Annotated in this window: 17 protein-coding genes; 13 read left to right on the top strand and 4 right to left on the bottom strand. The window is 77.0% G+C overall.

Translation table 11 applies throughout. The features are described 5' to 3' along the window. Window positions 1-34: 34 nt before the first annotated feature. The 3 genes from WDZ17_RS08470 to WDZ17_RS08460 form a co-directional block, all read right to left on the bottom strand. Window positions 35-529: an AAA family ATPase gene (locus WDZ17_RS08470; RefSeq protein ID WP_339574710.1), complete on the bottom strand. Its 495-nt coding sequence runs from the start codon at window positions 527-529 to the stop codon at window positions 35-37. 111 nt (window positions 530-640) lie between these two features. Then, window positions 641-1,900: an MFS transporter gene (locus WDZ17_RS08465; protein ID WP_339574709.1), complete on the bottom strand. Its 1,260-nt coding sequence runs from the start codon at window positions 1,898-1,900 to the stop codon at window positions 641-643. A gap of 469 nt (window positions 1,901-2,369) precedes the next feature. Further along, a complete protein-coding gene (locus WDZ17_RS08460; RefSeq protein WP_339574708.1) occupies window positions 2,370-3,233 on the bottom strand; it encodes a DUF998 domain-containing protein in 864 nt (287 codons plus the stop codon). A gap of 325 nt (window positions 3,234-3,558) precedes the next feature. Here WDZ17_RS08460 and WDZ17_RS08455 point away from each other — a divergent pair, with 325 nt between their 5' ends. The 13 genes from WDZ17_RS08455 (at window position 3,559) to WDZ17_RS08395 (ending at window position 20,464) form a co-directional block, all read left to right on the top strand. Continuing rightward, a complete protein-coding gene (locus tag WDZ17_RS08455; RefSeq protein WP_339574707.1) occupies window positions 3,559-4,755 on the top strand; it encodes a sensor histidine kinase in 1,197 nt (398 codons plus the stop codon). Window positions 4,756-4,808: 53 nt separating this feature from the next. Beyond that, a complete protein-coding gene (locus tag WDZ17_RS08450) occupies window positions 4,809-5,408 on the top strand; it encodes a response regulator (RefSeq protein ID WP_422631906.1) in 600 nt (199 codons plus the stop codon). Window positions 5,409-5,556: 148 nt separating this feature from the next. Further along, window positions 5,557-6,879 (top strand): 1-deoxy-D-xylulose-5-phosphate reductoisomerase, encoded by a 1,323-nt coding sequence (dxr, locus tag WDZ17_RS08445; RefSeq protein ID WP_422631900.1) that lies wholly within the window; start codon window positions 5,557-5,559, stop codon window positions 6,877-6,879. A 47-nt stretch (window positions 6,880-6,926) separates the two neighbouring features. Next, window positions 6,927-8,279, top strand: a complete 1,353-nt coding sequence (locus WDZ17_RS08440; RefSeq protein ID WP_422631905.1) for a M50 family metallopeptidase — start codon at window positions 6,927-6,929, stop codon at window positions 8,277-8,279. A gap of 297 nt (window positions 8,280-8,576) precedes the next feature. After that, a complete protein-coding gene (ispG, locus tag WDZ17_RS08435; protein ID WP_339574703.1) occupies window positions 8,577-9,752 on the top strand; it encodes a flavodoxin-dependent (E)-4-hydroxy-3-methylbut-2-enyl-diphosphate synthase in 1,176 nt (391 codons plus the stop codon). An 8-nt stretch (window positions 9,753-9,760) separates the two neighbouring features. Next, the gene (locus tag WDZ17_RS08430) at window positions 9,761-11,137 is read left to right on the top strand and encodes an alpha/beta fold hydrolase (RefSeq protein WP_422631904.1); all 1,377 of its coding nucleotides are present in this window, start codon (window positions 9,761-9,763) and stop codon (window positions 11,135-11,137) included. 67 nt (window positions 11,138-11,204) lie between these two features. Then, window positions 11,205-12,089, top strand: coding sequence for a GNAT family N-acetyltransferase (locus tag WDZ17_RS08425; RefSeq protein WP_422631903.1), 885 nt, complete (start codon window positions 11,205-11,207; stop codon window positions 12,087-12,089). 269 nt (window positions 12,090-12,358) lie between these two features. After that, window positions 12,359-13,915, top strand: a complete 1,557-nt coding sequence (locus WDZ17_RS08420; RefSeq protein ID WP_339574700.1) for a sugar transferase — start codon at window positions 12,359-12,361, stop codon at window positions 13,913-13,915. Further along, entirely contained in the window at window positions 13,912-15,114 is a 1,203-nt protein-coding gene (locus WDZ17_RS08415) for a right-handed parallel beta-helix repeat-containing protein (protein WP_339574699.1), read from the top strand. The genes WDZ17_RS08420 and WDZ17_RS08415 overlap by 4 nt, the downstream gene beginning before the upstream one ends. A 200-nt stretch (window positions 15,115-15,314) precedes the next feature. Next, entirely contained in the window at window positions 15,315-17,012 is a 1,698-nt protein-coding gene (locus tag WDZ17_RS08410; protein ID WP_339574698.1) for a GumC domain-containing protein, read from the top strand. Then, window positions 17,009-17,956 (top strand): glycosyltransferase family 2 protein, encoded by a 948-nt coding sequence (locus tag WDZ17_RS08405; RefSeq protein ID WP_339574697.1) that lies wholly within the window; start codon window positions 17,009-17,011, stop codon window positions 17,954-17,956. The genes WDZ17_RS08410 and WDZ17_RS08405 overlap by 4 nt, the downstream gene beginning before the upstream one ends. Next, complete coding sequence (locus WDZ17_RS08400) at window positions 17,949-19,325, top strand: hypothetical protein (protein WP_339574696.1); 1,377 nt, start codon at window positions 17,949-17,951, stop codon at window positions 19,323-19,325. Before WDZ17_RS08405 ends, WDZ17_RS08400 begins: the two co-directional genes overlap by 8 nt. Further along, window positions 19,322-20,464 (top strand): glycosyltransferase family 4 protein, encoded by a 1,143-nt coding sequence (locus tag WDZ17_RS08395; protein WP_339574695.1) that lies wholly within the window; start codon window positions 19,322-19,324, stop codon window positions 20,462-20,464. Before WDZ17_RS08400 ends, WDZ17_RS08395 begins: the two co-directional genes overlap by 4 nt. Here the strand turns inward: WDZ17_RS08395 and WDZ17_RS08390 are convergent. Beyond that, window positions 20,461-21,594: a glycosyltransferase gene (locus WDZ17_RS08390; RefSeq protein ID WP_339574694.1), complete on the bottom strand. Its 1,134-nt coding sequence runs from the start codon at window positions 21,592-21,594 to the stop codon at window positions 20,461-20,463. The genes WDZ17_RS08395 and WDZ17_RS08390 overlap by 4 nt on opposite strands. Window positions 21,595-21,660: the final 66 nt, after the last annotated feature.

Genomic DNA, 21,660 nt, shown 5'->3' with positions numbered 1-21,660 from the left:
GACGTCCTCGGACGTCCGCCGGAGCGCCGGTCGCTCATCGCCGAGCTCGCGTCCTGAGCAGGATGTCGTCGACGACGCGCGCCAGCGGTGCGGTGGCGTCGACGGCGATGCCGTCGGGCGTGGCCTGCCCGGACCGGTGGAGCCGTTCCACCAGCTCGCGCTCAGCCGGCCGCGCGCCGAACTCCCCCTCGGGGCGGTGGTCGAGGCGCCGGGCGAGGGTGTCGCGGTCGACGGTGAGGACGAAGACGGCGTCGAAGAGATCGACGAACGTCGGGACGTTGCGGGAGCCCCCGCAGACGAACGTCGCCTCGTGGTGCTCGTCGGCGACGAGGGCCTCGACCTGGGCCACGTCCCAGAGGTGGTGCTCGTGGCCGCCGACGTCGACCGGTGCGCCGGTGGCCGGGTCCCCGCGGTAGGCCAGCTCTCTGTCGCCGTGGACGACGTGGTGGCCACGACGCTCCAGCTCCTCGCCGACGGAGGTCTTGCCGCTGGTGGAGACGCCGTCGACGAGGTAGTTCCTCCTGGCCACGCGCCGACGCTAGACCTCGGCGCCGCGGACGACGCCGACGTCCCGGTACCGCGGCCGTGCGGATGACCCTGCTCCTGCTGTCCCTGGCCGCAGCAGTGGTGCTGCTCGCAGTCAGCCGAGTCGTCGTCGGCTGGTGAGGGCGAGCACGAGCAGGCAGGTGCTGACGGCGGTCAGGAGCGCGAAGCCGCCCCGGGCGCCGACTGTGTCGATGAGGACGCCGGCCAGCGCTCCTGCGGCGGCGCTGCCGGCGGCGCTGGCCGAGCTGGCCCACGTCAGCGCTTGGGTCAGGACCGCCCGGGCCAGACCGGCTTCGGTCAGGACGGTCAGCTGCACGACGACCACGGGCACCATGACGCCGGTCAGGGCGATGCAGGCGCCGAGGGCGAGTGCCCGCGTCACCAGGGGTGCGTCGTGGTCGTCGAGGCCGCTGACGGCGGCCGCGCCGGCGCAGCCGAGCGCCATGACCGCGGCAGCGCAGCAGAGCTGGACGACGGGCGGCGCCTGCCAGCGGCGCAGGCCGTACGCCCAGGCTCCGATCGGGCCCGCTGCGCTGGAGGCCCCGATCAAGCCCGTGGCCGTCGCTGCGCTGCCCTGCTCGGTGGCCCAGGCGGTCATCGACAGCGTCACCGCACCGAAGTGCAGTCCCAGCACCCCGGTGAGGGTGACCAGCAGCGCGAGGCGAGCACTGCGCAGGCCGTGGCCGACGGCGTGCCCGCTGCTCCGCCCGTCACCGGTGCACGGGCCGGTGGTCGGTGTCGCGACGGGGGGCGCGGTGCGGGGCTGGAGCGCCAGCGCTGAGCCGCCGCCGACGACCACGACGGCCGCACCTGCCGTGCCGGCCCACGCGGGCCCGGTGGTCGCGGCCACGCTGACCAGGACCGGGCCGAGGAGGAAGGCGACCGCGTTGGCCAGGGACTCCAGGGCGAAGGCGCGCGGCAACCACCCGCGACGGTCGGCCAGCAGGGCGGCCCACCTGGCCGTGGACAGCGCCCCGAGCTGGGGGGTGCTGGCGCCGGCGACCGCGCCGGCCATGAGCAGGACGACGACGGGGGACCCTGCGAGCACGGCGGTCACCGTCGCCACCACGGCCGCGGCGTGGACGGTGAGGACCCACGGCAGGACGCGGGTCTGCCCCCACCGGTCGACCAGTCGCGCGACCTGCGGGCCGATGAGCGCCTCGGCGGCGGCGAAGGCGCCGACGACGAGGCCCGCGACGGCGAAGGCGCCACCAGTCCCGGTGACGAGCCAGATCAAGCCCAGGCCGGTGGCGGCCACACCGACCCGGCCGCTGTTCGCGGCGAAGAAGAATCCGGCCGCACCGGGCAGGGCCAGCAGCGCGCGGTAGGAGCCGTCGCCCTGCACGGCAGGCACAGAGGGCGAGTCAGAGCTCGGGGACGTCGTCGACACGGGCGGAGGCCTCTCGCGGCCCGGCCGGACGTGAAGGGTCGCCAGCGCTCGAGGGCGCTGGGTCTCACGTCAGGAGCCACCACGGCGACGACGCTGACGACGCAGCGGACGGCGCGCAGGCTCCCTGGCCGGGCGGTCTCGATGCGGCCAGGCAGACACCTGACGCCGCCGAGCATGCCACTCGCCGCGAGCAGCGGGACAGGTGACCTCGAGGTGCTCGGCGACCGTCGACCACGCCGCCCGTCGGCTGGGGCGCCGACGCGTGGAGGCCGCCCACGTCGACGCGGGCCTGGAGCCGGTGGCGCACCACAGCGTCCGGGGCGTCCCCGACCTGGTGCCCGACGCCGGCCGAGAGCACGGACCGGGCGTCGACGCCGGCCGCCTCCGTCTCGAGCCGGCCCTGTGCGACCGCGACCCCTTCGCCGGACGGTGCTCACCGGCGGGTCGGCGTCACGGCGGCGGACGTCGCCCGCGGCCGCGACCCCGACCACCGCAGGTCGGCCGCCCGTGACCGCCCGAGGGTCTCCGCCGTGAGCTGGTCGAGCAGCCCGGTGCCGGCGGCCCCGGCGGCGAGCACGGGCAGCCACAGGACGGCCACCGTGGTGGCGAGGTGCTCCAGCGCCGCGCCGACGTCCGTGCCGAGGCCGGCGACGGACAGCAGGCCGCCCGCGGCCGCGGCCCCGCCGACGGCGGCCGCCGCACCGCGCGAGGCCCGTCGCAGGGCCCGGGAGCAGGCGGACCACCCGACCTGCAGCATCGCCCAGGCCGCCGCGCCGAAGCCGACGACGGCGGAGCTCGTGTGGACGAGGTCCTGCGCGGTCGCGCCGGTCGTGAGCGGGACCGGGCACCCGGCCGTGCAGGTCACGCGGGAGGCGGCGGCGAAGGCGAGGCACGCGGCGGCGAGCGTGGCGCTCGTCGACCACGTCCTCAGCAGGGGCTCGCAGGCGCGGTGACCGCGGACGGACCAGGCGACGAGCCCGCCTCCCACGGCCAGCGCGAGCAGCGCGGTGTTGAAGGCGGCCGCCGTCGGCATGCCGTCGGCGCCCAGCTGGCTGACGTAGACGCCCTCCCCGTCCACCTGCAGGCGCGCGACCCAGAGGACCGCCAGCGCTGCGAGAGCGGTGAGGGCCCCCAGACCCGCCGCGGCGCGGCGCCGGACGAGCGCGGGCGGCAGGACGAGCGCGGGCGGCCGGGCGGGAGCGGGCGGCAGGGCGGGAGCGGGCGCCACGGCGGCGCGGCGTCGGGCGACCGGGCGCGGGGCACGGGGGCCGACGGTGGTGGGCAGGTCCTGGTTCATGCCCTCGACGCTCTGCAGCAGGCCCGGACCGCGTCGTCGGCCGTACGGCCGTCGCGGCAGGGCCGCGGGGCGCTCGCGCGCGGGCCGGGCGGGGGAGACGTCCCGCCGTCCGGACCGCTCCCTCGTCGCGGCCGCCCGAGGCAGGGCGGAGGAGGTCCGACCGGACCGGGTCCGTAGCCGTCCGGACGCAGCGCGCGGCCGACGCGGCGTCCTACCGTCGCGCTGTGCCGACGCGCGTGCCGACGACCGACCCGATCCCGAGGACCGGGGGGACCCGCCCACGGACCGGCCACAGCGGCGGCGGGCCGTGCGTGAGGTGGTCGTCGTGGGCCTCCCGGCGCTCTCGATGACCTTCTCGCTGGGGATCGAGCCGCGCGAGGAGGTGGCACCACGGCTCGCGACCGCCGCCGTCGTCGTCGTGCTGCTGCTCCTGCGGCGACGGGCGCCCCTGCTCGTGACGGCCGGGACGGCGTCCCTCATGCCCACCGGCCAACCGGTGCAGGTCGCGGCCCTGGTGGTGCTCCTCGGCGTCGCCGTCCGCAGCAGCTGGCGCCGGACGCTCGTGGCGGCGGGCGTGCTCCTGCTCGGGTACACGGCCACGCTCGCCCTGCGCCGGACGCTGCCGTGGGCGGCGTGGCTCGAGAGCACCTCCGTCCTCGTCACGGTCGCCGCGCTGCTGCTGGGCGCCACGGCCGGTGTCGGCCTCTACGTCGGTGCCCGGCGCCAGCTGCTCGTCGAGGCGCGAGAGCGGGCCCACCGGGCCGAGGCCGACCTGGCGCGGCACGCCGAGCAGGCGCGCGACCGCGAGCGCAGGCGGATCGCCCGCGAGATGCACGACGTGCTGGCGCACCGCCTCTCGGTGCTCGCGCTCCACGCCGGGGCCCTGGAGTACCGGGTGGGCGCCGCCGGTGGCGAGGTGGCGGGAGCGGCCGGTGTCGTCCGGGAGAGCGCGCACCAGGCGCTGCAGGAGCTGCGGGACGTCCTCGGCGTCCTGCGCGCCGCGTCCGACGACGGCCGCGTCGAGGACGTCGAGGACGGCGCCGGCCTGCGTCCCCGGCCCGCGCTGCCCGAGGTCGCCGCGCTCGTCGACGAGGCCGCGGCCGCCTCGGGCTCGCCGGTCCGCCTCGCCGTGGACGGCGAGCTCGCGACCGTCCCCGCGGCGACAGGTCGGGCGGCGTACCGGGTGGTGCAGGAGGGGCTCACCAACGCCCGCCGCCACGCGCCGGGCGCCCCCGTCCTCGTGACGGTCCGCGTGGCACCCGGTGATGGGGACGTCGCCGTCGCGGTGCGCAACGACCGCCCCCCGCGGGCCGCGGGTGCCCCGCGCGCCCCGCTCGGGGGGCGGGGCAGCGGGCTGCTCGGCGTCGCCGAGCGGGCGGCCCTGCTGGGCGGCCACGTCGAGCACGGCGCCACGCCCGACGGCGGCTTCCGCCTCGCCGTCCTGCTGCCCGGGGCGGGGCACCCGGTCGCCGCGGGCCCCGGCGGCGACCCGGCCCCGACGCCCGAGGGGTCCGGCGCGTGAGCCTGCGGGTGCTGCTCGTCGACGACGACGCCCTCGTCCGGTCCGCCCTCCGGATGGTGCTCGCCGGGGCGGACGACGTCGAGGTCGTCGGGGAGGCCGTCGACGGCGCCCGGGCCGTGGCCGCGGCCCGCGACCTCGAGCCGGACGTCGTGCTCATGGACATCCGGATGCCCGGCACCGACGGCCTCGCCGCCACCGAGGAGCTCCTGCTGCGCGGCCCGCGGGACGGGCACCGACCGGTGGTCGTCGTCCTGACCACGTTCGACGCCGACGACCACGTCCTGCGGGCCCTGCGCGCGGGGGCCGCCGGCTTCCTCCTCAAGGACACCCCGCCGGCGCTCCTCGTCGAGGGGCTGCGCACGGCCGTCGCGGGCGCGCCCGTCCTCTCGCCGTCCGTGACGCGGCTGCTCATCGCCCGCGCCGTCCGGGAGAGCGGCGACGACCGTGCACGGGCCGTCGTCGCCGGCCTCAGCCCGCGCGAGCGCGACGTCGTCGCCGGCGTCGGGCGAGGGCTCTCGAACGCCGAGGTCGGCGCCGAGCTGCACCTGTCTCCCGCGACCGTCAAGGCGCACGTCTCGCGGCTGCTGACGCGCCTGGACCTCGAGGGGCGCGTGCAGCTCGCCGTGCTCGCGCGCGACGCCGACCTGCTGTGACGGCGCTGCGAGGACCACCGCACGCTCCGAGCACCCCGGTCGGGCCGCCGCCCTGGACCGCCGGCGACGTGCTCGGAGGCCCCCGCCACGGTGCTCGCGACCGTAGTGCTGCCGGAGCGCCGAAGGGCGCCCAGGTGCCGGTGGCACCATGCCGGACGTGAGCACGCCGCCGTCCGACCCCGCCGCACCGGAGCGGGGCGGGCCCGCGCAGCGCCGGGTCGTCGTCCTCGGCTCGACGGGCTCGATCGGCGTGCAGGCGCTCGCCGTCGTCGCGGCCGCGCCGGAGCGCTTCCGCGTCACCGCGCTCGCCGCCGGCGGGTCCGACCCCGCGCTGCTGGCCCGCCAGGCGCTCGCCACCGGGGCCGAGCACGTCGCCGTCGCCGACGAGGCGGCGCTGCCCGCCCTGCGGGAGCACCTCGCCGCCGCCGCCCGTGCGGCCGGGCGGACGGGCTGGTCGCCCGAGGTCGACGCCGGGGCGGACGCCGTCGTCCGGACCGCCGCCCTGCCCGCCGACGTCGTCCTCAACGGCATCACCGGCAGCGTGGGCCTGGCCCCCTCCCTGGCCGCGCTCGAGGCCGCGGCGCCCGGCGGGGCCGCCGAGGGGGCGGTCCTCGCGCTCGCCAACAAGGAGTCGCTCGTCGTCGGCGGCCCGCTGGTGCTGTCCGCCGCCGAGCGGGCGGGGGGGATGGCGCGTGCCGTCGTGCCCGTGGACTCCGAGCACTCGGCGATCGCCCAGTGCCTGCGCGGCGGACGCGCCGACGAGGTGCGTCGCCTCGTCCTCACCGCCAGCGGCGGCCCCTTCCGCGGCCGGACCCGCGCGCAGCTCGAGGGCGTCACGCCCGAGCAGGCGCTCGCGCACCCCAACTTCGCGATGGGCCGGGTCATCACGACGAACTCGGCGACCCTCGTCAACAAGGGGCTCGAGGTCGTCGAGGCCCACCTGCTCTTCGGCGTGCCGATGAGCCGTGTCGACGTCGTCGTCCACCCGCAGCAGGTCGTGCACTCCATGGTCGAGTTCGTCGACGGCGCGACGCTCGCCCAGGCCTCGCCGCCGAGCATGCTCATCCCCGTGGCCCTCGGCCTGGGCTGGCCCGACCGGGTGCCGGACGCCGGTCCGGGCTGCGACTGGACCCGGGCGCAGAGCTGGGACTTCGAGCCGCTCGACGACGACGCCTTCCCGGCCGTGCGCCTGGCCCGGGAGGTCGGTGCCGCCGGCGGCACCGCCCCGGCCGTCTACAACGCCGCGAACGAGGAGTGCGTCGAGGCCTTCCTCGCCGGCAGGGCCCGCTTCACGAGCATCGTCGACACCGTGGCGCGGGTGGTCGACGACGCCGCCTCGGCCCCGGACGCCTCGGCCGGCGTCCCCGACGGGCGGCTCGCCCTGGACGACGTCCTCGCCGCGGAGCGCTGGGCCCGGGCCCGGGCGCACGAGCTGCTCGGCACCGCGACGAGCGCCGGGGCGGGCCGGTGACCGGCGGCACGGTGCTCGCCGCGGCGACCGCCGGCAGCGGCCTGACGATCACCTGGTCCGTCGGGACGGTCGTCCTCGCCGTGGTCGCGGTGCTCGTGTTCGCCCTCGGGCTGGCGGCCTCGATCGCGCTCCACGAGATCGGCCACCTCGTGCCGGCGAAGCGCTTCGGCGTCAAGGTCACCCAGTACATGGTCGGCTTCGGCCCGACGGTGTGGTCGCGGCGCCGGGGCGAGACCGAGTACGGGGTCAAGGGCGTCCCGCTGGGCGGGTACATCCGGATGCTCGGCATGTTCCCGCCGCACCGCGGGGAGGACCCCTCCGTCGTCCGGGAGTCCTCGACCGGGATCTTCCAGACGATGGCCGACGACGCCCGCCGCCTGTCCGCCGAGGAGGTCGGCCCCGACGACGACCACCGCGTCTTCTGGCGCCTGCCGGTCTGGAAGCGGGTCGTCGTCATGCTCGGCGGGCCCGCCATGAACCTCCTCCTGGCGGTGGCGCTGCTGGGCGGGGTGGCCGTCACCGCGGGCACCGTCGTCGTGCCGACGACGACCGTCGCCGTGGTGCAGGAGTGCGTCCTGCCGGCCGGCACCGGCCGGGACACCTGCCCCGAGGACGCCCCGCCCACGCCCGCCGCCGAGGCCGGCCTGCTCGCGGGGGACCGGCTCGTCTCCTTCGACGGGCGCCCCGTGACCGGGTGGGACGCCGTCCGCGACGACATCCGGGACGCCGCGGGCCGCCGCGTCCCGCTCGTCGTCGAGCGTGACGGCCGGGAGGTCACGACGACCATCACGCCGATCGCGACGCGGGTCGCGCGCGTCGACGAGGACGGCGAGGTGCTCCTGGCGGACGACGGCCGGCCCCTGACGGAGGAGGTCGGCTTCATCGGCGTCCGCCCCGAGCAGGTGCAGCCCGCCCAGCCGCTGTCCGACGTCCCGGGCGTCGTCCTCGACGCCTTCACGGGCACGGCCTCGGTCGTCGTGACCCTCCCGGTGCGGATGATCGACGTCGCGCAGGCCGCCTTCGGCGACGCGCCGCGGGACCCGGACGGGCCCATCGGCATCGTCGGCGTCGGTCGTCTCTCCGGCGAGATCGCCGCCATCGACCAGATCTCCTCCGTGGACAAGGTGACCGGGCTGGTGTCGATTATGGGCAGCCTCAACATGGCGCTGTTCGTCTTCAACCTGCTGCCGCTGCTGCCCCTGGACGGCGGCCACGTCGCCGGGGCCCTCTACGAGGGCGCGCGCCGCCGCGTGGCCGCGCTGCGCCGCCGCCCCGACCCCGGCCCCTTCGACGTCGCCCGCCTCATGCCCGTCGCCTACGTCGTCGGCGGCCTGCTCGTCGCCATGTCGGTGCTCCTGCTCTACGCCGACATCGTCCGCCCGATCTCGCTCCTGGGCTGACCCGCTCCTGGGCTGACCCGCTCCTGGGCTGATGCAGACCTAGACCCAGCAGCATCTCCTCCGGCGACGCGGGACGAGCGGGACGGGTCGGCCGCGGCGCCAGAGCCACGCGCGCGAGAGGTCGGGCCGGGTGACGCCCCGGGCACGTCAGGCCGGCGCCCCGCGCCTCCCGTGACCGGACCACCGCGCGCCGAGGCAGTGCCCGGGGCGCCACGCGGCCCGACCGGCCCCAGCCCGGCGACAGCACCGCACGGCCCGCTCAGGGAGAGCCGGCCGCCGGAGGGGGATACTGCGCCCATGAGCCCTTCGGTCCCGATCTCCCTCGGCATGCCCGCCGCCCCGCCGCCGGTGCTGGCCCCGCGGCGCAGGAGCCGCAAGATCAAGGTGGGCACCGTGGACGTCGGGGGGGACGCGCCGGTGAGCGTCCAGTCGATGACGACGACGCCGACGACCGACATCAACGCGACGCTGCAGCAGATCGCGGAGCTGACGGCGACGGGCTGCGACATCGTCCGGGTCGCCTGCCCGAGCCAGGACGACGCCGACGCGCTGCCCGCCATCGCGCAGAAGTCGCAGATCCCGGTGATCGCCGACATCCACTTCCAGCCGAAGTACGTCTTCGCGGCGATCGACGCCGGCTGCGCCGCGGTGCGCGTCAACCCCGGCAACATCCGCAAGTTCGACGACCAGGTGGCGTCCATCGCGAAGGCCGCCAAGGACGCCGGGGTGAGCATCCGCATCGGGGTCAACGCCGGCTCGCTCGACAAGCGGATCATGGACAAGCACGGGAAGGCGACGCCCGAGGCGCTCGTGGAGTCCGCCGTCTGGGAGGCGTCGCTGTTCGAGGAGCACGACTTCCACGACTTCAAGATCTCCGTCAAGCACAACGACCCGGTCGTCATGGTGCGGGCCTACGAGCTGCTCGCGGAGCGGGGCGACTGGCCGCTGCACCTCGGCGTCACCGAGGCCGGGCCAGCCTTCCAGGGCACCATCAAGTCCGCCACGGCCTTCGGCGCGCTGCTGTCGCGCGGGATCGGCGACACCATCCGGGTCTCCCTGTCGGCCCCGCCGGTCGAGGAGGTGAAGGTCGGTGCGCAGATCCTGCAGTCGCTGAACCTGCGCCCGCGCAAGCTGGAGATCGTCTCCTGCCCCTCCTGCGGGCGCGCGCAGGTGGACGTCTACACCCTCGCCGACCAGGTGACGGCCGGGCTCGAGGGCATGACCGTGCCGCTGCGCGTGGCCGTCATGGGCTGCGTCGTCAACGGCCCGGGGGAGGCCCGCGAGGCGGACCTCGGCGTCGCCTCCGGCAACGGCAAGGGCCAGATCTTCGTCAAGGGCGAGGTCGTCCGCACCGTGCCGGAGGACCAGATCGTCGAGACGCTGATCGCCGAGGCCGAGCGCCTCGCCGAGGAGATGGGCGAGCCGGCGGGCGAGGCCGCGGGCGCGGGCGCGCCGTCGGTCCGCGTGGGCTGAGCGTGCCGCTGCGCTCGTCCGCCCGGACCGCCCTGCGCGGGCTCGCGGTCACCGACCACGTCGTCGACGTCCCCCTGCGGTGGGACGTGGGGCACGGGCGTCCCGTACCGGCCACCGGGCCCGTCGCGGCCGCGGACCCCGGCCCGACGCTGCAGGTGCTGGCGCGCGAGGTCGTCGACGTGCGCCGCGAGCACGACGACCTGCCCGTGCTCCTGTTCCTCCAGGGCGGTCCCGGCGGGAAGTCGCCCAGGCCGGTGCCCGGGCAGGGCTGGCTGGCGCGGGCGACCCGCACGCACCGGGTCGTCCTGCTCGACCAGCGGGGGACCGGGCGCAGCACCCGCGTCGACGCCAGCCGGGTCGACGAGCTCGGGCCCCCCGGACCCGGTCGGGACGCCGCCCTCGCCGAGCACCTGCGCCACCACCGCGCGGACGCCGTCGTGGCGGACGCCGAGCACGTGCGCCACTCCGTCTACGGCGGTCGGCGCTGGGAGTCCCTCGGCCAGAGCTACGGCGGGTTCCTCACCCTCACCTACCTCTCCCGCGCCCCGCACGGCCTCGCCGCCTGCTACGTCACCGGCGGCCTCGCCGGGCTGACCGCGAGCGCGGACGAGGTCTACGCGCGGCTGTACCCGCGGGTCCTCGAGCGGGGCGAGCGCCACCGGGCGCGCTTCCCGGGCGACGGCCCGCTGCTGGACGCGCTGGCCGAGCGGCTCGACGCCGAGGACGTCCGGCTGCCGTCGGGGGACCGGCTGACGACGCGGCGGCTCCAGTCGCTCGGCATCGCGCTGGGCCGCGGGGACGGCTCCGACGAGCTCCACTGGATGCTCGACGAGGCCTTCCGGGACGGCCCCGCGCCCACGGACGGCCCGCTGGCGCCGTCCTTCCTCGCCGCGGTCGAGCAGGCGACGTCGCACGCCGACGGGCCGCTCTACGTCGTCGTGCACGAGTCCATCTACGCCCAGGGCCGCGAGCGCGGGCAGGGGCCGACGGCGTGGGCGGCGCAGCGGCTGCTCCCGGACGCCCTGCGCCCCGGCTCCCGCCCGCTGGGCCTGCTGGGGGAGACGACCTACCCCTGGCAGCTGGAGGAGACCCGCGCCCTGCGCCCCTTCCGCGGCGCCGCCGAGCTGCTGCACGCGGCCGACGACTGGGAGCCGCTCTACGACCTCGACGTGCTCGTGGCCAACGAGGTGCCCCTCGCGGCGCTGGCCTACCACGACGACCTCTACGTCGACGTGGACCTGTCGCTCACCACGGCCCGGGCCGTCGGGTCCACCGACGTGTGGGTCACCAACGAGTGGCAGCACGACGGGCTGCGGGCCTCCGGCGGCGCCGTCCTCGACCGGCTGCTCGCCTCCGTCGCCGACCGCGGCGGCCCGCTGCGCTGACGCCCTGCTGCGCCGCGGCCCGCTGCGTCGCGCGCGGCCCGGACGGCGGGGTGGTGGGATGACCGGCGTGCTGCGGACCGGGGCGAGGGTGCTCGACGACGGCGACCGCGAGGAGCTGCTCGCGCTGTGCGCCCGCGACCCCGTCGCCAACGTCTTCGTCGCCGGCCGGGTCGAGGCGCACGGGCTCGACCCCCGCCGTGTCGGCGGCGAGGTCTGGGGCCACGGTCGCCCTGGCTCGCTCGAGGCCGCCTGCTGGTCCGGGGCGAACCTCGTCCCGGTCGAGGCGGGCGAGGACGCCCTGGACTCCTTCGCGGCCCGCGCCCGCTCCCAGGGCCGCCGCTGCTCGTCCATCCTGGGCGCGGCCCCGGCCGCCCTGGGGCTCTGGGACCGGCTCTCGCCGTCGTGGGGCCGCGCCCGGGAGGTGCGCGAGCGCCAGCCGCTGCTCGTCCTCGACGGACCTGCGGCGGTCGAGCCCGACCCGCTGGTGCGCCGCTCGCTCGAGGAGGACCTCGACGTCCTCGTCCCGGCCTGCGTCGCGATGTTCACCGAGGAGGTCGGGTACTCGCCCGTCGCCGCCGACGGCGGGCGCGCCTACCGCGCCCGGGTGGGCGAGCTCGTCCGCGCGGGGCGCTCCTTCGTCCGGCTGGACGCGGGCGAGGGGGACGAGCTGCACCCCGTGCTGGAGCCGCGGGCGGCGCGCCGCGTCGCCTACAAGGCCGAGCTCGGAGCCGTGTCCTCCACCGCCGTGCAGGTGCAGGGGGTCTTCGTGGACCCGCGGCTGCGAGGACTCGGCCTGGCGGCGCCGGGGACGGCCGCGGTGGCGGCGCTCGCCCGCGAGCGGTCACGCGTCGCCGTCAGCCTCTACGTCAACGACTTCAACACCGCCGCCGTCGCCGCCTACCGGCGGGCCGGCTTCCGCGAGGTCGGCACCCTGGCCACGGTCCTGTTCTGACCGGCACGCGCGAGGCGGGCGCACCTCCACCAATCCGGCACGGCCCGCGGGCCGAACCGGGGGCGACCAGCCGTCCGGCGGACGCACGACCCCGCAGCGTGACGGGCGGTCGCCCGAGGGGCGGCCGTCCACCCGCACGGGTGACGCGGAGCGTCGGACCGGCGGTTCTCTCGACGGCGGCGTGACCCCCGTGTGACCATGGGTCATACGGAGCGTCGAGGAAGCCGCTGCATCAGAGCACGACTCTCGCTCCACGGAGGCTCCTCGACATGGCTGACGCCGCGAGCCCGACACCGGGCTTCCCGCGCACGAGCACGGCCCACCGCTCCGACACGACCACGCACCGCGACCTCCTCCCCGGTCCGCGCAGCCGCGCCGCCTCCCGTCTGGCGGGCATCGTCGAGCGCTCCGCCGGCCGGGAGGAGACCGCCCGCAGCGCCGACGCGGAGGGCATGCTCGCCGCGGCCGCCGCGACGGGCGGGCGTCGCCGCCAGCCCTTCGACGTCCGCGCCGTGGCCGCCCTCGGCGTCGACCTCGCCGTCGCGGTCGGGGCGGGCTTCGCCGTCGAGCTGCACAGCCTCATGGCGGTGCTCACGACCGCCCTGCTCGTCTTCGCCCGCACGACCCTGGGCCTCTACCAGCGCCGGCTCGGGCTGAGCGTCCTCGACGAGTTCCCCCGCGCCGTGCAGAGCACCGTGCTGACGCTCGGGGTCGCGAGCATCTCGGTCGTCCTGGCGGGCAGCGCCCAGCTGCTGGCGCCGACGACGGTGTTCCTGGCGCTGTTCCTCCTCGTCACGACGGTCCTGCGCGCCGGCCTGTACGCGGCGCTGCGCCGGCGGTTCCGGCACGACCCGTCCACGCGGCGGCGGACGCTGGTGCTGGGCGCCGGGGCGGTGGGCCGCGACCTGGTCGCGGCGATGCAGCAGCACCCGGAGCGCGGGCTGCTGCCCGTCGGCTTCATCGACGGCCACAGCCGCAGCCGCGGCGCCGAGCAGGACGTGCCCGTCCTGCTGGAGGATGAATCCCGCCTGCACGAGGCGCTCGACCGCCACCGGGTGGACACCGTCGTGGTCGCCTACTCCAGCCAGCCGGAGGCGGAGGTCGTCGACAGCGTCATCGTCGCGGCCTCCCACGGCTGCGAGGTCCTCGTCGTGCCGCGCCTGTTCGAGCTGCAGCACGACGGGCAGGACGTCGAGAGCCTGCGCGGCACGCCCCTCGTGCGGCTGCGCACGGACGTCATGTCCTCGCCCACCTGGTTCGTCAAGCGCCTCGTCGACCGGGGCCTGGCCGCGCTGGCGATCCTGGTGCTGTCGCCCGTCCTGCTCGCCGTCGCCGTCGCCGTCGTCGTCGACTCCGGCTTCCCCGTCCTGTTCCGGCAGGAGCGCGTGGGCCTGTGGTCCCGACCCATCACCGTGCTGAAGTTCCGCTCGATGCGTCCCGCCACCGAGGAGGAGAGCCGCACCAACTGGAACATCGCGAACGACGCGCGGCTGTCCGGCATCGGGAAGTTCCTGCGCAAGACCTCGCTCGACGAGCTGCCGCAGCTGTTCAACATCCTGCGCGGGGACATGAGCCTCGTCGGCCCGCGGCCCGAGCGCCCGACGTTCGTGCGCCAGTTCTCCCGCGACCACGACCGCTACTGGGCCCGCCACCGCGTCCCGGTCGGGCTCACCGGCTGGTCGCAGGTCAACGGGCTGCGGGGGGACACCTCGATCCAGGACCGCTCGCGCTACGACAACTACTACATCGCCAACTGGTCGCTGTGGCTGGACGCCAAGATCGTGCTCCTGACGCTGCGCGAGGTCCTGCGCGGTGGCGGCGGGTGAGCGCGGCGACCACCCGTCCGGCGCCCGGCGCCTCGGACCCCGCCCCTCCGCGTCGCCGCCGGCGGGCGCTGCTCGTCGGGACGGCGGCGGTCGTCCTGCTCGCCGTCGTGGCGGTCGTCGCCTGGCTGGCGACCCGCCCCGAGGAGGTCCGTCCCGAGGACTTCGGCGCCGTCGGCGACGGCAGCGCGGACGACACCGCCGCGGTGCAGGAGGCCCTCGACGCGCTCGAGCCCGGTCAGCGCCTCGAGCTCGCCGACGGCGCCGTCTACGCGACGTCGGACGTCCTCGTGCTCTCCGTGCCGGACGTCGAGGTCACCGGCGACGCCGAGCTGCGGGCCACGGACGAGGAGCGCTCCTCCTTCCGGGTCGAGGGCGACGACGTGACGATCTCGGACGTCACCCTCACCACCCCGCAGACCACGCGGCGGTGGGACGCGCTCGAGCAGCAGCGCCTGCTGCTGGAGGGGACGCGCGGCGTCGAGCTGCGCGACGTCACCGTCCGCGGGTCGGCCGCCGCCGGGGTCTTCGTGGCCGGCGGGTCGAGCGACTTCCTCCTCGACGGTGTCGTCGTCCAGGGCACGAGGGCGGACGGGATCCACATCACCCAGGGCTCCTCGGACGGCCGGCTCGTCGACGTCCGCACGCAGGACACGGGGGACGACGGCGTCGCCGTCGTCTCCTACGCCCAGGACGGCGCCCCCAGCGCCCGCATCGAGGTCGACTCGCCGGTCGTCGACGGCACCGACGCCCGCGGGATCTCCGTGGTGGGCGGCGAGGACGTGACGTGGACGGACGTCGACGTCTCCGGCACGGCCGCCGCGGGGATCTACGTGGCGACCGAGGGCGACCCGTACTTCACGACGGACACCCGCGGCGTCGTCGTCGACGGCGGGCGGGTGACGGACGCGAACACCGACGAGGGGACCGACCACGGCGCGGTCCTCCTCTTCGACGGCAGCGACGACTCCTCCCTGGCCGACGTCGTCGTGCGCGACGTCGACGTGCGGGGGACGCGGGAGAGCGCCAGCCGCCAGGTCGGCGTCATCGGCGAGCAGCCGGTCGAGGGGGTCGAGCTGGACGGGATCTCGCTGGAGGGCGGGCCCTCGGACCTGCTGTCGGCCCCGGCGGCGCAGGACCTCCAGGTCGAGGGCTGGACCCACGACGGCGAGCCCGTCGACCCCGTGGACGGCGGCGGCTGACGCCCGGCGGCTGCACCCGTCCGGGGGTGCCCGCGCTCGCCGCGCCCCCCGGCGCAGCCCCGCGGGCTACCCTCGCCCTTCCGGGAGCCGCGACCGCAGGCACGACCGCCGCCGGGACCGCGACCCGCACGCCGCCGCGACACGCAGGCACCACGACCCGCCAGACCGGGCCGGCCCCACCCCCCGAGAGGACACCCACCGTGCGCCGACCGACCGCCACCCGGCTGGGGGCGACCCAGGTCGCCCTCGTCGCCGTGCTCCTGGCCGCCCTCGTCGGCGCCCTCGTCGGCGGTCTCGTGGGCGCCTCGCGAGCCGTCAGCTCCACGGCGACCACCCTGCTCGCGCTGCAGCCCGACAGCTCGGTCAGCTCGGACGCGGACGCCAGCCTGGACCCCTCCGTGGACGTCTCGGACGCCTTCCTGCAGACCGAGCTGGTCTACCTCAACTCGGACCGCTTCGTGTCGTCCGTCGAGGACACGGTCGGCGACGACGTCGACGTCGAGGCCACCCGCGTCAACCAGTCCAACGTCGTCCAGGTGTCCGCCACCGCGGACTCGCCGGAGGTGGCGCTCGCCGCGTCCGAGGCGGCGGCGAGCAGCTACGTCGACCAGCGCACCCAGGCGGCCTCGGACCGCCTCGACACGCAGGCCGCGGCGGTCCAGGACCAGCTCGACATCGTGCTGCAGCAGATCGCCAGCGCGACCGACGGCGCGGTGCTCCCGCCGGACTCGAGCCAGTCGACGGCGCTGCAGGGTCGCTACGAGAACCTGCTGACCCTCTCGAGCAGCATCGCCCTCGCCCGTCAGGCGTCGGACCAGGGCGCGACGGTGCTCCAGCCGGCCGTCCTCGCCGAGCCCGACGGCGTCTCGCCCACCGCTCTCGGCGTCGTCCTCGGCGCCCTGCTCGGCGCCCTCGTGGGTGCGGGCGGCGCGCTCGTGTGGCGCCAGCGCTCGACGACCCTGCGGGGGGAGTCCGACCTCGTCGGCGTCGAGCGCGTCCTGGCCCCCCGGGCGCCGGCCACGGGGGCCGACCTCCTGCTCCCGGCCGGGGCCGGCGCGACCTCCGCCCTGGCCCGGGCCGCGCAGCGCCAGTCGGCGCAGCTGCTCGCGGGGCGGGACGACGCACCGGTCGTCGTCGCCTTCGTCGGGGCGACGGAGGGCGCCGGGACGAGCGTCGTCGCCGTCCACCACGCGGCGGCGATGGCGCGACGGGCCCCCGTCCTCCTCGTCTGCGCCGGTGACGCCGCCCCCGACGCGGGCCCCGCGCCCGCCGGCCGGCTGCCCGGCGTCGACCGGCACGCGCGCGGGCTGCTCGACCTGGGGGTGGCCGGGCGCGAGCCGCTCACCGCGCAGGACGTCATGGCCGTCGTCCAGGCCAGCGAGGTGGACGGCCTCCTCGTCGTCACGGCCGGCACGCGGCCCGGGAGGGTCGGCGACCTCGAGCACCTCGTCGGACGGGGTCTCGTCGCGGCGCTGCGCGGCACCGGTCACGACGTCGTCGTGGACGCCCCCTCCCTGGACCGCTCCGGCGCCGGGCCGCGCCTCGCGGACGCCGCCGACGTGACGGCGCTGGTGGTCGGCGTCGGCGCCTCCAGCCGCGACGACGTGCAGGTCGGCGTGCGGGCGCTGACCCGCGACGGCGTCGCGCCGGCGGTGCTCCTCGACGAGCCCATTACCGGTCGGCGGCACCGCTCGCCCGGGCGACCGGCGCCGGCGGCGGCCGAGCCCGCCGGGGGCGCGCGGCCCGCGCCCCGGGCGGACCGCGGCGGCGCCGGGGGTCTGCGCGGCGACCTCGGGCTCGCCCCGGGTGACGCGGAGGTGTCCGAGGGGTCGGCCGGCCCGCAGGACCGCGGCCAGGACCCGCGCCACGAGCGCACCGGCAGCGGCGGGCGTCGATGACGGAGCCCGCGCTGTCGTTGGTCGTCACGACGGTCGGCCGTCCCCAGGAGTTCGAGCGGCTCGTCCGGTCGGTCCTCGCCTCCGAGGCGGCCGACCGCGTCGAGCTCGTGCTCGTGGACCAGAGCGCGGACCAGTCGTGCGCCGCGGTGCTCGACCGGCTCGCCCCGCCGTCGGCGCCGGGACGGCTGGCCCGCACCGCGAGGACGACGTCCGGCCGCGGCGCCTCGCACGGCCGCAACACGGGCATGGGCCTCGTCACCGCACCGGTGGTCGGCTTCCCCGACGACAACTGCTGGTACCCGCCGGGGACACTCCTCCAGGTCGTCGACGCCTTCACCGGCGAGCCCGGGCTGGCCGGCCTCTCCGGCCGTCAGCTCACCGAGGGCGGGGCGCCGTCCATGCTGCGGTGGAAGGCCTCGGCCGGGCCGATCACGCGCCACAACTTCCTGCGCACCTCCATCATGTCGACGATGTTCTTCCGCCGGGCGGACATGGACGCCGTCGGCCACTTCGACGAGACGATGGGCGTCGGGTCCTTCGGCTGGTACGGCGCGGGGGAGGAGTCCGACCTCGTGCTCCGTGTCCTCGCGGCCGGCGGGCGGGTCCGCTACGACCCCGCCCTCGTCGTGCTGCAGGAGGAGCCGCGCGACGCCCCGGACGACCGCTTCGTCGCGAAGATGCTCAGCTACGGCTGCGGCATGGGGAACCTCTGGCGCCTGCACGGGCTCTCCCGCGTGCAGCTCGCGTACTACGCGGTGCGCAAGGTCGGCGCCGTGGTGCTGCGCGGCGCGCGCGGCCGACGGGTCACGGCCCGGGCCGACGCCGCCTACCTGCGCGGCCTGCTCGCGGGCCTCGTGGACCGTCCGCCGCGCGAGCTCCGGGAGCGCGCGGAGGTCGCCGGCACGGCCCGCCCACGCCCGCGCCCCGAGGTCGGCGGTGCCTGAGCCGCGGGCGGCGGCCGGCCGGTCCCTCGCCCGACCGGGGGCGACGTCGTGGCTGCCGGGGGGGCTGTGGTGGGTGTCCCCGGTGGGCGCCATCGCGCTGATCGTGCCGGCCTCGCTCTGGTACGCCTCCTCCCTCGGCGACGAGACGTACCGCCTGCTGTGGCGCACGCCCAAGGTGCTCACGGGGGACACGACGGCGCTCGCGGCGGCCGCGGCCCTCGCCTTCGTCGCCGGGGCCGCGGTCGTCCGCGCGCTGGCCCGCCGTCGCGTCGTCCGCCCCTGGCCGGGGCTGGACCCCGAGGGCCTGCGCCGGCTGGAGAAGGGCTCCTCGGTGGTCTTCTGGCTGACCGCCGTCGGCTACCTCGCCTTCGCCGCGGCGGCGGCGGCGCGCGGGCTCTCCCTCTCGGCGCTCGTCCGGTCGGTCGTCGACCAGGACAACTACGGGTCGGAGTTCCGCGAGCAGCTCGCCCCCGTGCCCGGCGTCACGACCCTCACGCAGTGCGGCCTCGCGTACGTCGCGATGGCCGGGATCCTGCTCGTGCACCGCTGGGACGCGCGGACGGCGCGCCGCCTCGGCGTCGTCCTGCTCCTCGCGCTGGTGCGCTCCTTCGTCAACACCGAGCGGCTCGCGCTGCTGGAGCTCCTCGTCCCCCTCGTCGTGGTCGGCGCGGTCGCGCTCCGGCGCCGGGGACCGGTGGTCGCGCGCCGCGCGGTCGTCCTCGCCCCGGTGGTGCTGCTGCCCGTCGTCGTCGCGATCTTCGGCGCCTTCGAGTACTCGCGGAGCTGGCAGTTCTTCCAGGGCCGCACCGACCAGGGCTTCTGGGGCTTCGTCCTGGCGCGCATCGCCGGGTACTACGCCACCGCGTACAACAACGGGGCCATCCGCCTCGACGAGGGCACCTACCCCGGACGGCTGCCCTACGAGAGCGTCCAGCTGCTCTGGGACGCCCCGGGCGTCTCGTCGCTCGGCCTGTACGAGCGCTGGTCGGCGGCCACGCCGCTGGCCGCGCAGGACCTCCTCGAGCGCTTCGGCAACCCGGAGTTCAACAACCCGGGAGGGCTGACGGTGCCGCTCGTCGACCTGGGCGTCGTCGGGGGCCTCGTCTACCTCGCGGTCGCCGGCGTGCTGATCGGCCTCGCCTACCAGGCCTTCGTGGAGGGCCGCCTGATCGGCCTGCTGCTGTACCCGATCGCCGCCACCGGCGCCTTCGAGCTGCCGCGGTACGTCTACTGGAGCCAGGGGAGGGTCCTGCCCGCCGTGCTGTGCGTCGTCGTCGTCACGCTCTACGTCGCCCGGGCCGGACGCCGGCGTCCGGCCGGACGGACGGCGCCGGCCGTCGCGGGCCCGCGCGAGCGGGTGCCCTCGTGAGCGCGTCGCCGCAGGGTGCGAGCGGGCCGCCCCCGCTGCGCTGGCTGCTCATGGCGGCGCACGTCGGCCCGGACGGCCAGGGCGGCGGCATCGTCCGCTACACCACCCAGCTGGCGGCAGCGCTGGAGCGGCGGGACGACGTCGAGCTGCACGTGCTCGCGGGCGAGGCGGCGGACTGGTTCCGCGCGTGGCTGCCCGCGGACCGAGTGCACGCCGCACCGAGGCTGCCGCGGGTCGCCACCGCCCTCGTGGAGCGCCTCGGCGGCGGCCCGCTGGGCCGCGAGGGCCTCGACGTCGTCCAGGGCACGAAGCACCTGCTGCCGCTGCGCCGCCGAACCGGCCGGGCGACGTCCGTGCTCACCGTGCACGACATGATCCTGCTCGACCGGCCCCGCGACTTCGACCGCGCCAAGCGGACGCTGCTGCGCCGCCCGTACCTGGCCAGCCTGCGCGAGGCCGACGTGCTGGCCGCCGTGAGCCGGGCCACCGCCGACGCCGCCGCCCGGTGGGTGCCGACGGCGCCCGCCCGCACGGCCGTCGTCCCCCTGGCCACCTCGCCGACGCTGCTCGACGCCGTGCCGGAGCCGGTGCCCGGGCTCGAGGGGCGCCCCTTTGCCCTCGTCGTCGGCGACCCGAGCCCGCGCAAGAACCTGCCGCTCGTCGTGGACGCCTGGCCGGACGTCGTCCGTCAGGTGCCCGGCGCGGTGCTCGTCGTCGTGGGTCCCGACAGCTGGGGGGCGACCGTCCACGGGGCCCGCTTCGCCGAGCTCGCGGCCGAGGGCAGCCTCGTGCGCCTCACCGGCCTGCCGGACGCGCCGCTGCGGTGGTGCTACGAGCACGCGGCCGTCGTGCTGTGCCCCAGCGTGGCCGAGGGCTTCGGCCTGCCGGCGCTGGAGGGCCTCGACCTCGGCGCGCCCGTCGTCACCTCCCGCGACGCCGCGCTCGTCGAGGCCACGGGCGACGCCGCCCCGCACCTGCCCGCCGACGACCCCGGCCCCTGGGTCGAGGCGACGGTCGCCGCCCTGCGTCGGGGCCGGGCGGCCCACGACGTGGCGCGCGGAGCCGTGCGCCGCCCCCGCACGTGGGACGACGTCGCGGCGGAGACCGTCGCCGCCGTCCGGGCCCGCCGGGACCGCTAGCCGCGTCGCCCCGCCCGGGGACCGGGCCCGGGGATGGCGTGCGAGGTGGTCACCTCCCGCGGTCGCCGGACGGCCGGAGCCCCGGGGCGCCGGCCGGACAGACGGAGCAGTCGCTCGTCCGGCTCCGAGGGGCCGCGCCGCAGCAGCTGGAGCCCCAGCAGCACCGCAGCCTTCCCCGCAGCGGCGGTGCCGCGACCGTCGCCGCGCCGGGCCTGCTCCGCCGTGTCCCGGGCGGAGGCCAGCACGAGGCGGTGCTGGAGGGCCCGCCACGCCCGCGCCGCGGTCCGGCGCTGGGCGGGTGTGTTGTGCTCCGACATCCACGTCTTGCGCCGGACCACGTCCTGGAAGAAGACGCTGCGGGCGGTGTCGCGGGTGATGTTGCTCCCGTGCTGGCGGTACCACGCGACCTGCTCGTCGACGAAGACGAAGTCGCCCGCACGGCTGCTGCGCAGGTAGAGGTCCCAGTCCTCGTGGAGCGGGAGGTCCTCGTCGAAGCCGCCCGCCTCCTCCACGACGCGGCGGTGCAGGAGGACGACGGCGGCGGGCCAGATCGCCCCCGAGACGACGAGCGAGCCGAACCCCGTCGTCGCCTCGGCGGCCGGCACGCTCTCCAGGTCGAGCCCCCGCACACGACGGCGGTCGCGCTGACGCGACGGGTGCTCGCCCGGTCGGACCGGCGTCCCCTCCTCGTCGACGTACTCCGCGGTCCCGTAGGCGCCGACGGCCGAGGGCGCCGCCCGGACGGCGGCCACGAGGCGCCCGAGGGCGTCGGGGAGCCACACGTCGTCGCCGTCGAGGAAGGCGAGCAGCTCCACGCCCGGGGCCAGCTCCGCGATGCCCCGGTTGCGCGCGGCTGCTGCGCCGGCGCCGGTGTGGCGGACCACGGAGAAGCGCGCGTCGCGACGGTAGGACTGCGCCACCTCCCACGTCCCGTCCGTGGAGCCGTCGTCGACGACGACGCAGTGCCACCGCGCGTGGTGCTGGGCGAGCACCGAGTCCAGCGCCGCGGCCAGGTACCGCTCGCCGTCACGCACGGCGACGACGACGCCGACGCAGGGTTCGTCCTCACTCCCCGTACGACGGGGACACAGGTCTTCCGTCCCGGTGTGGCGCTTCCGCCGGCTGCTCATGTGACGCAGAGTAGGCGTCGCCGCGCGCGGCGGGGGAGCGGTTCAGGTCCTTCCGCTCCGACGGGT

The organism is Pseudokineococcus basanitobsidens (assembly GCF_037482545.1).
GTDB classification, from domain to species: domain Bacteria; phylum Actinomycetota; class Actinomycetes; order Actinomycetales; family Quadrisphaeraceae; genus Pseudokineococcus; species Pseudokineococcus basanitobsidens.
The sequence above is the reverse complement of the archived record's forward strand: the minus strand, read 5'-3'. Positions and strand labels throughout refer to the sequence as shown.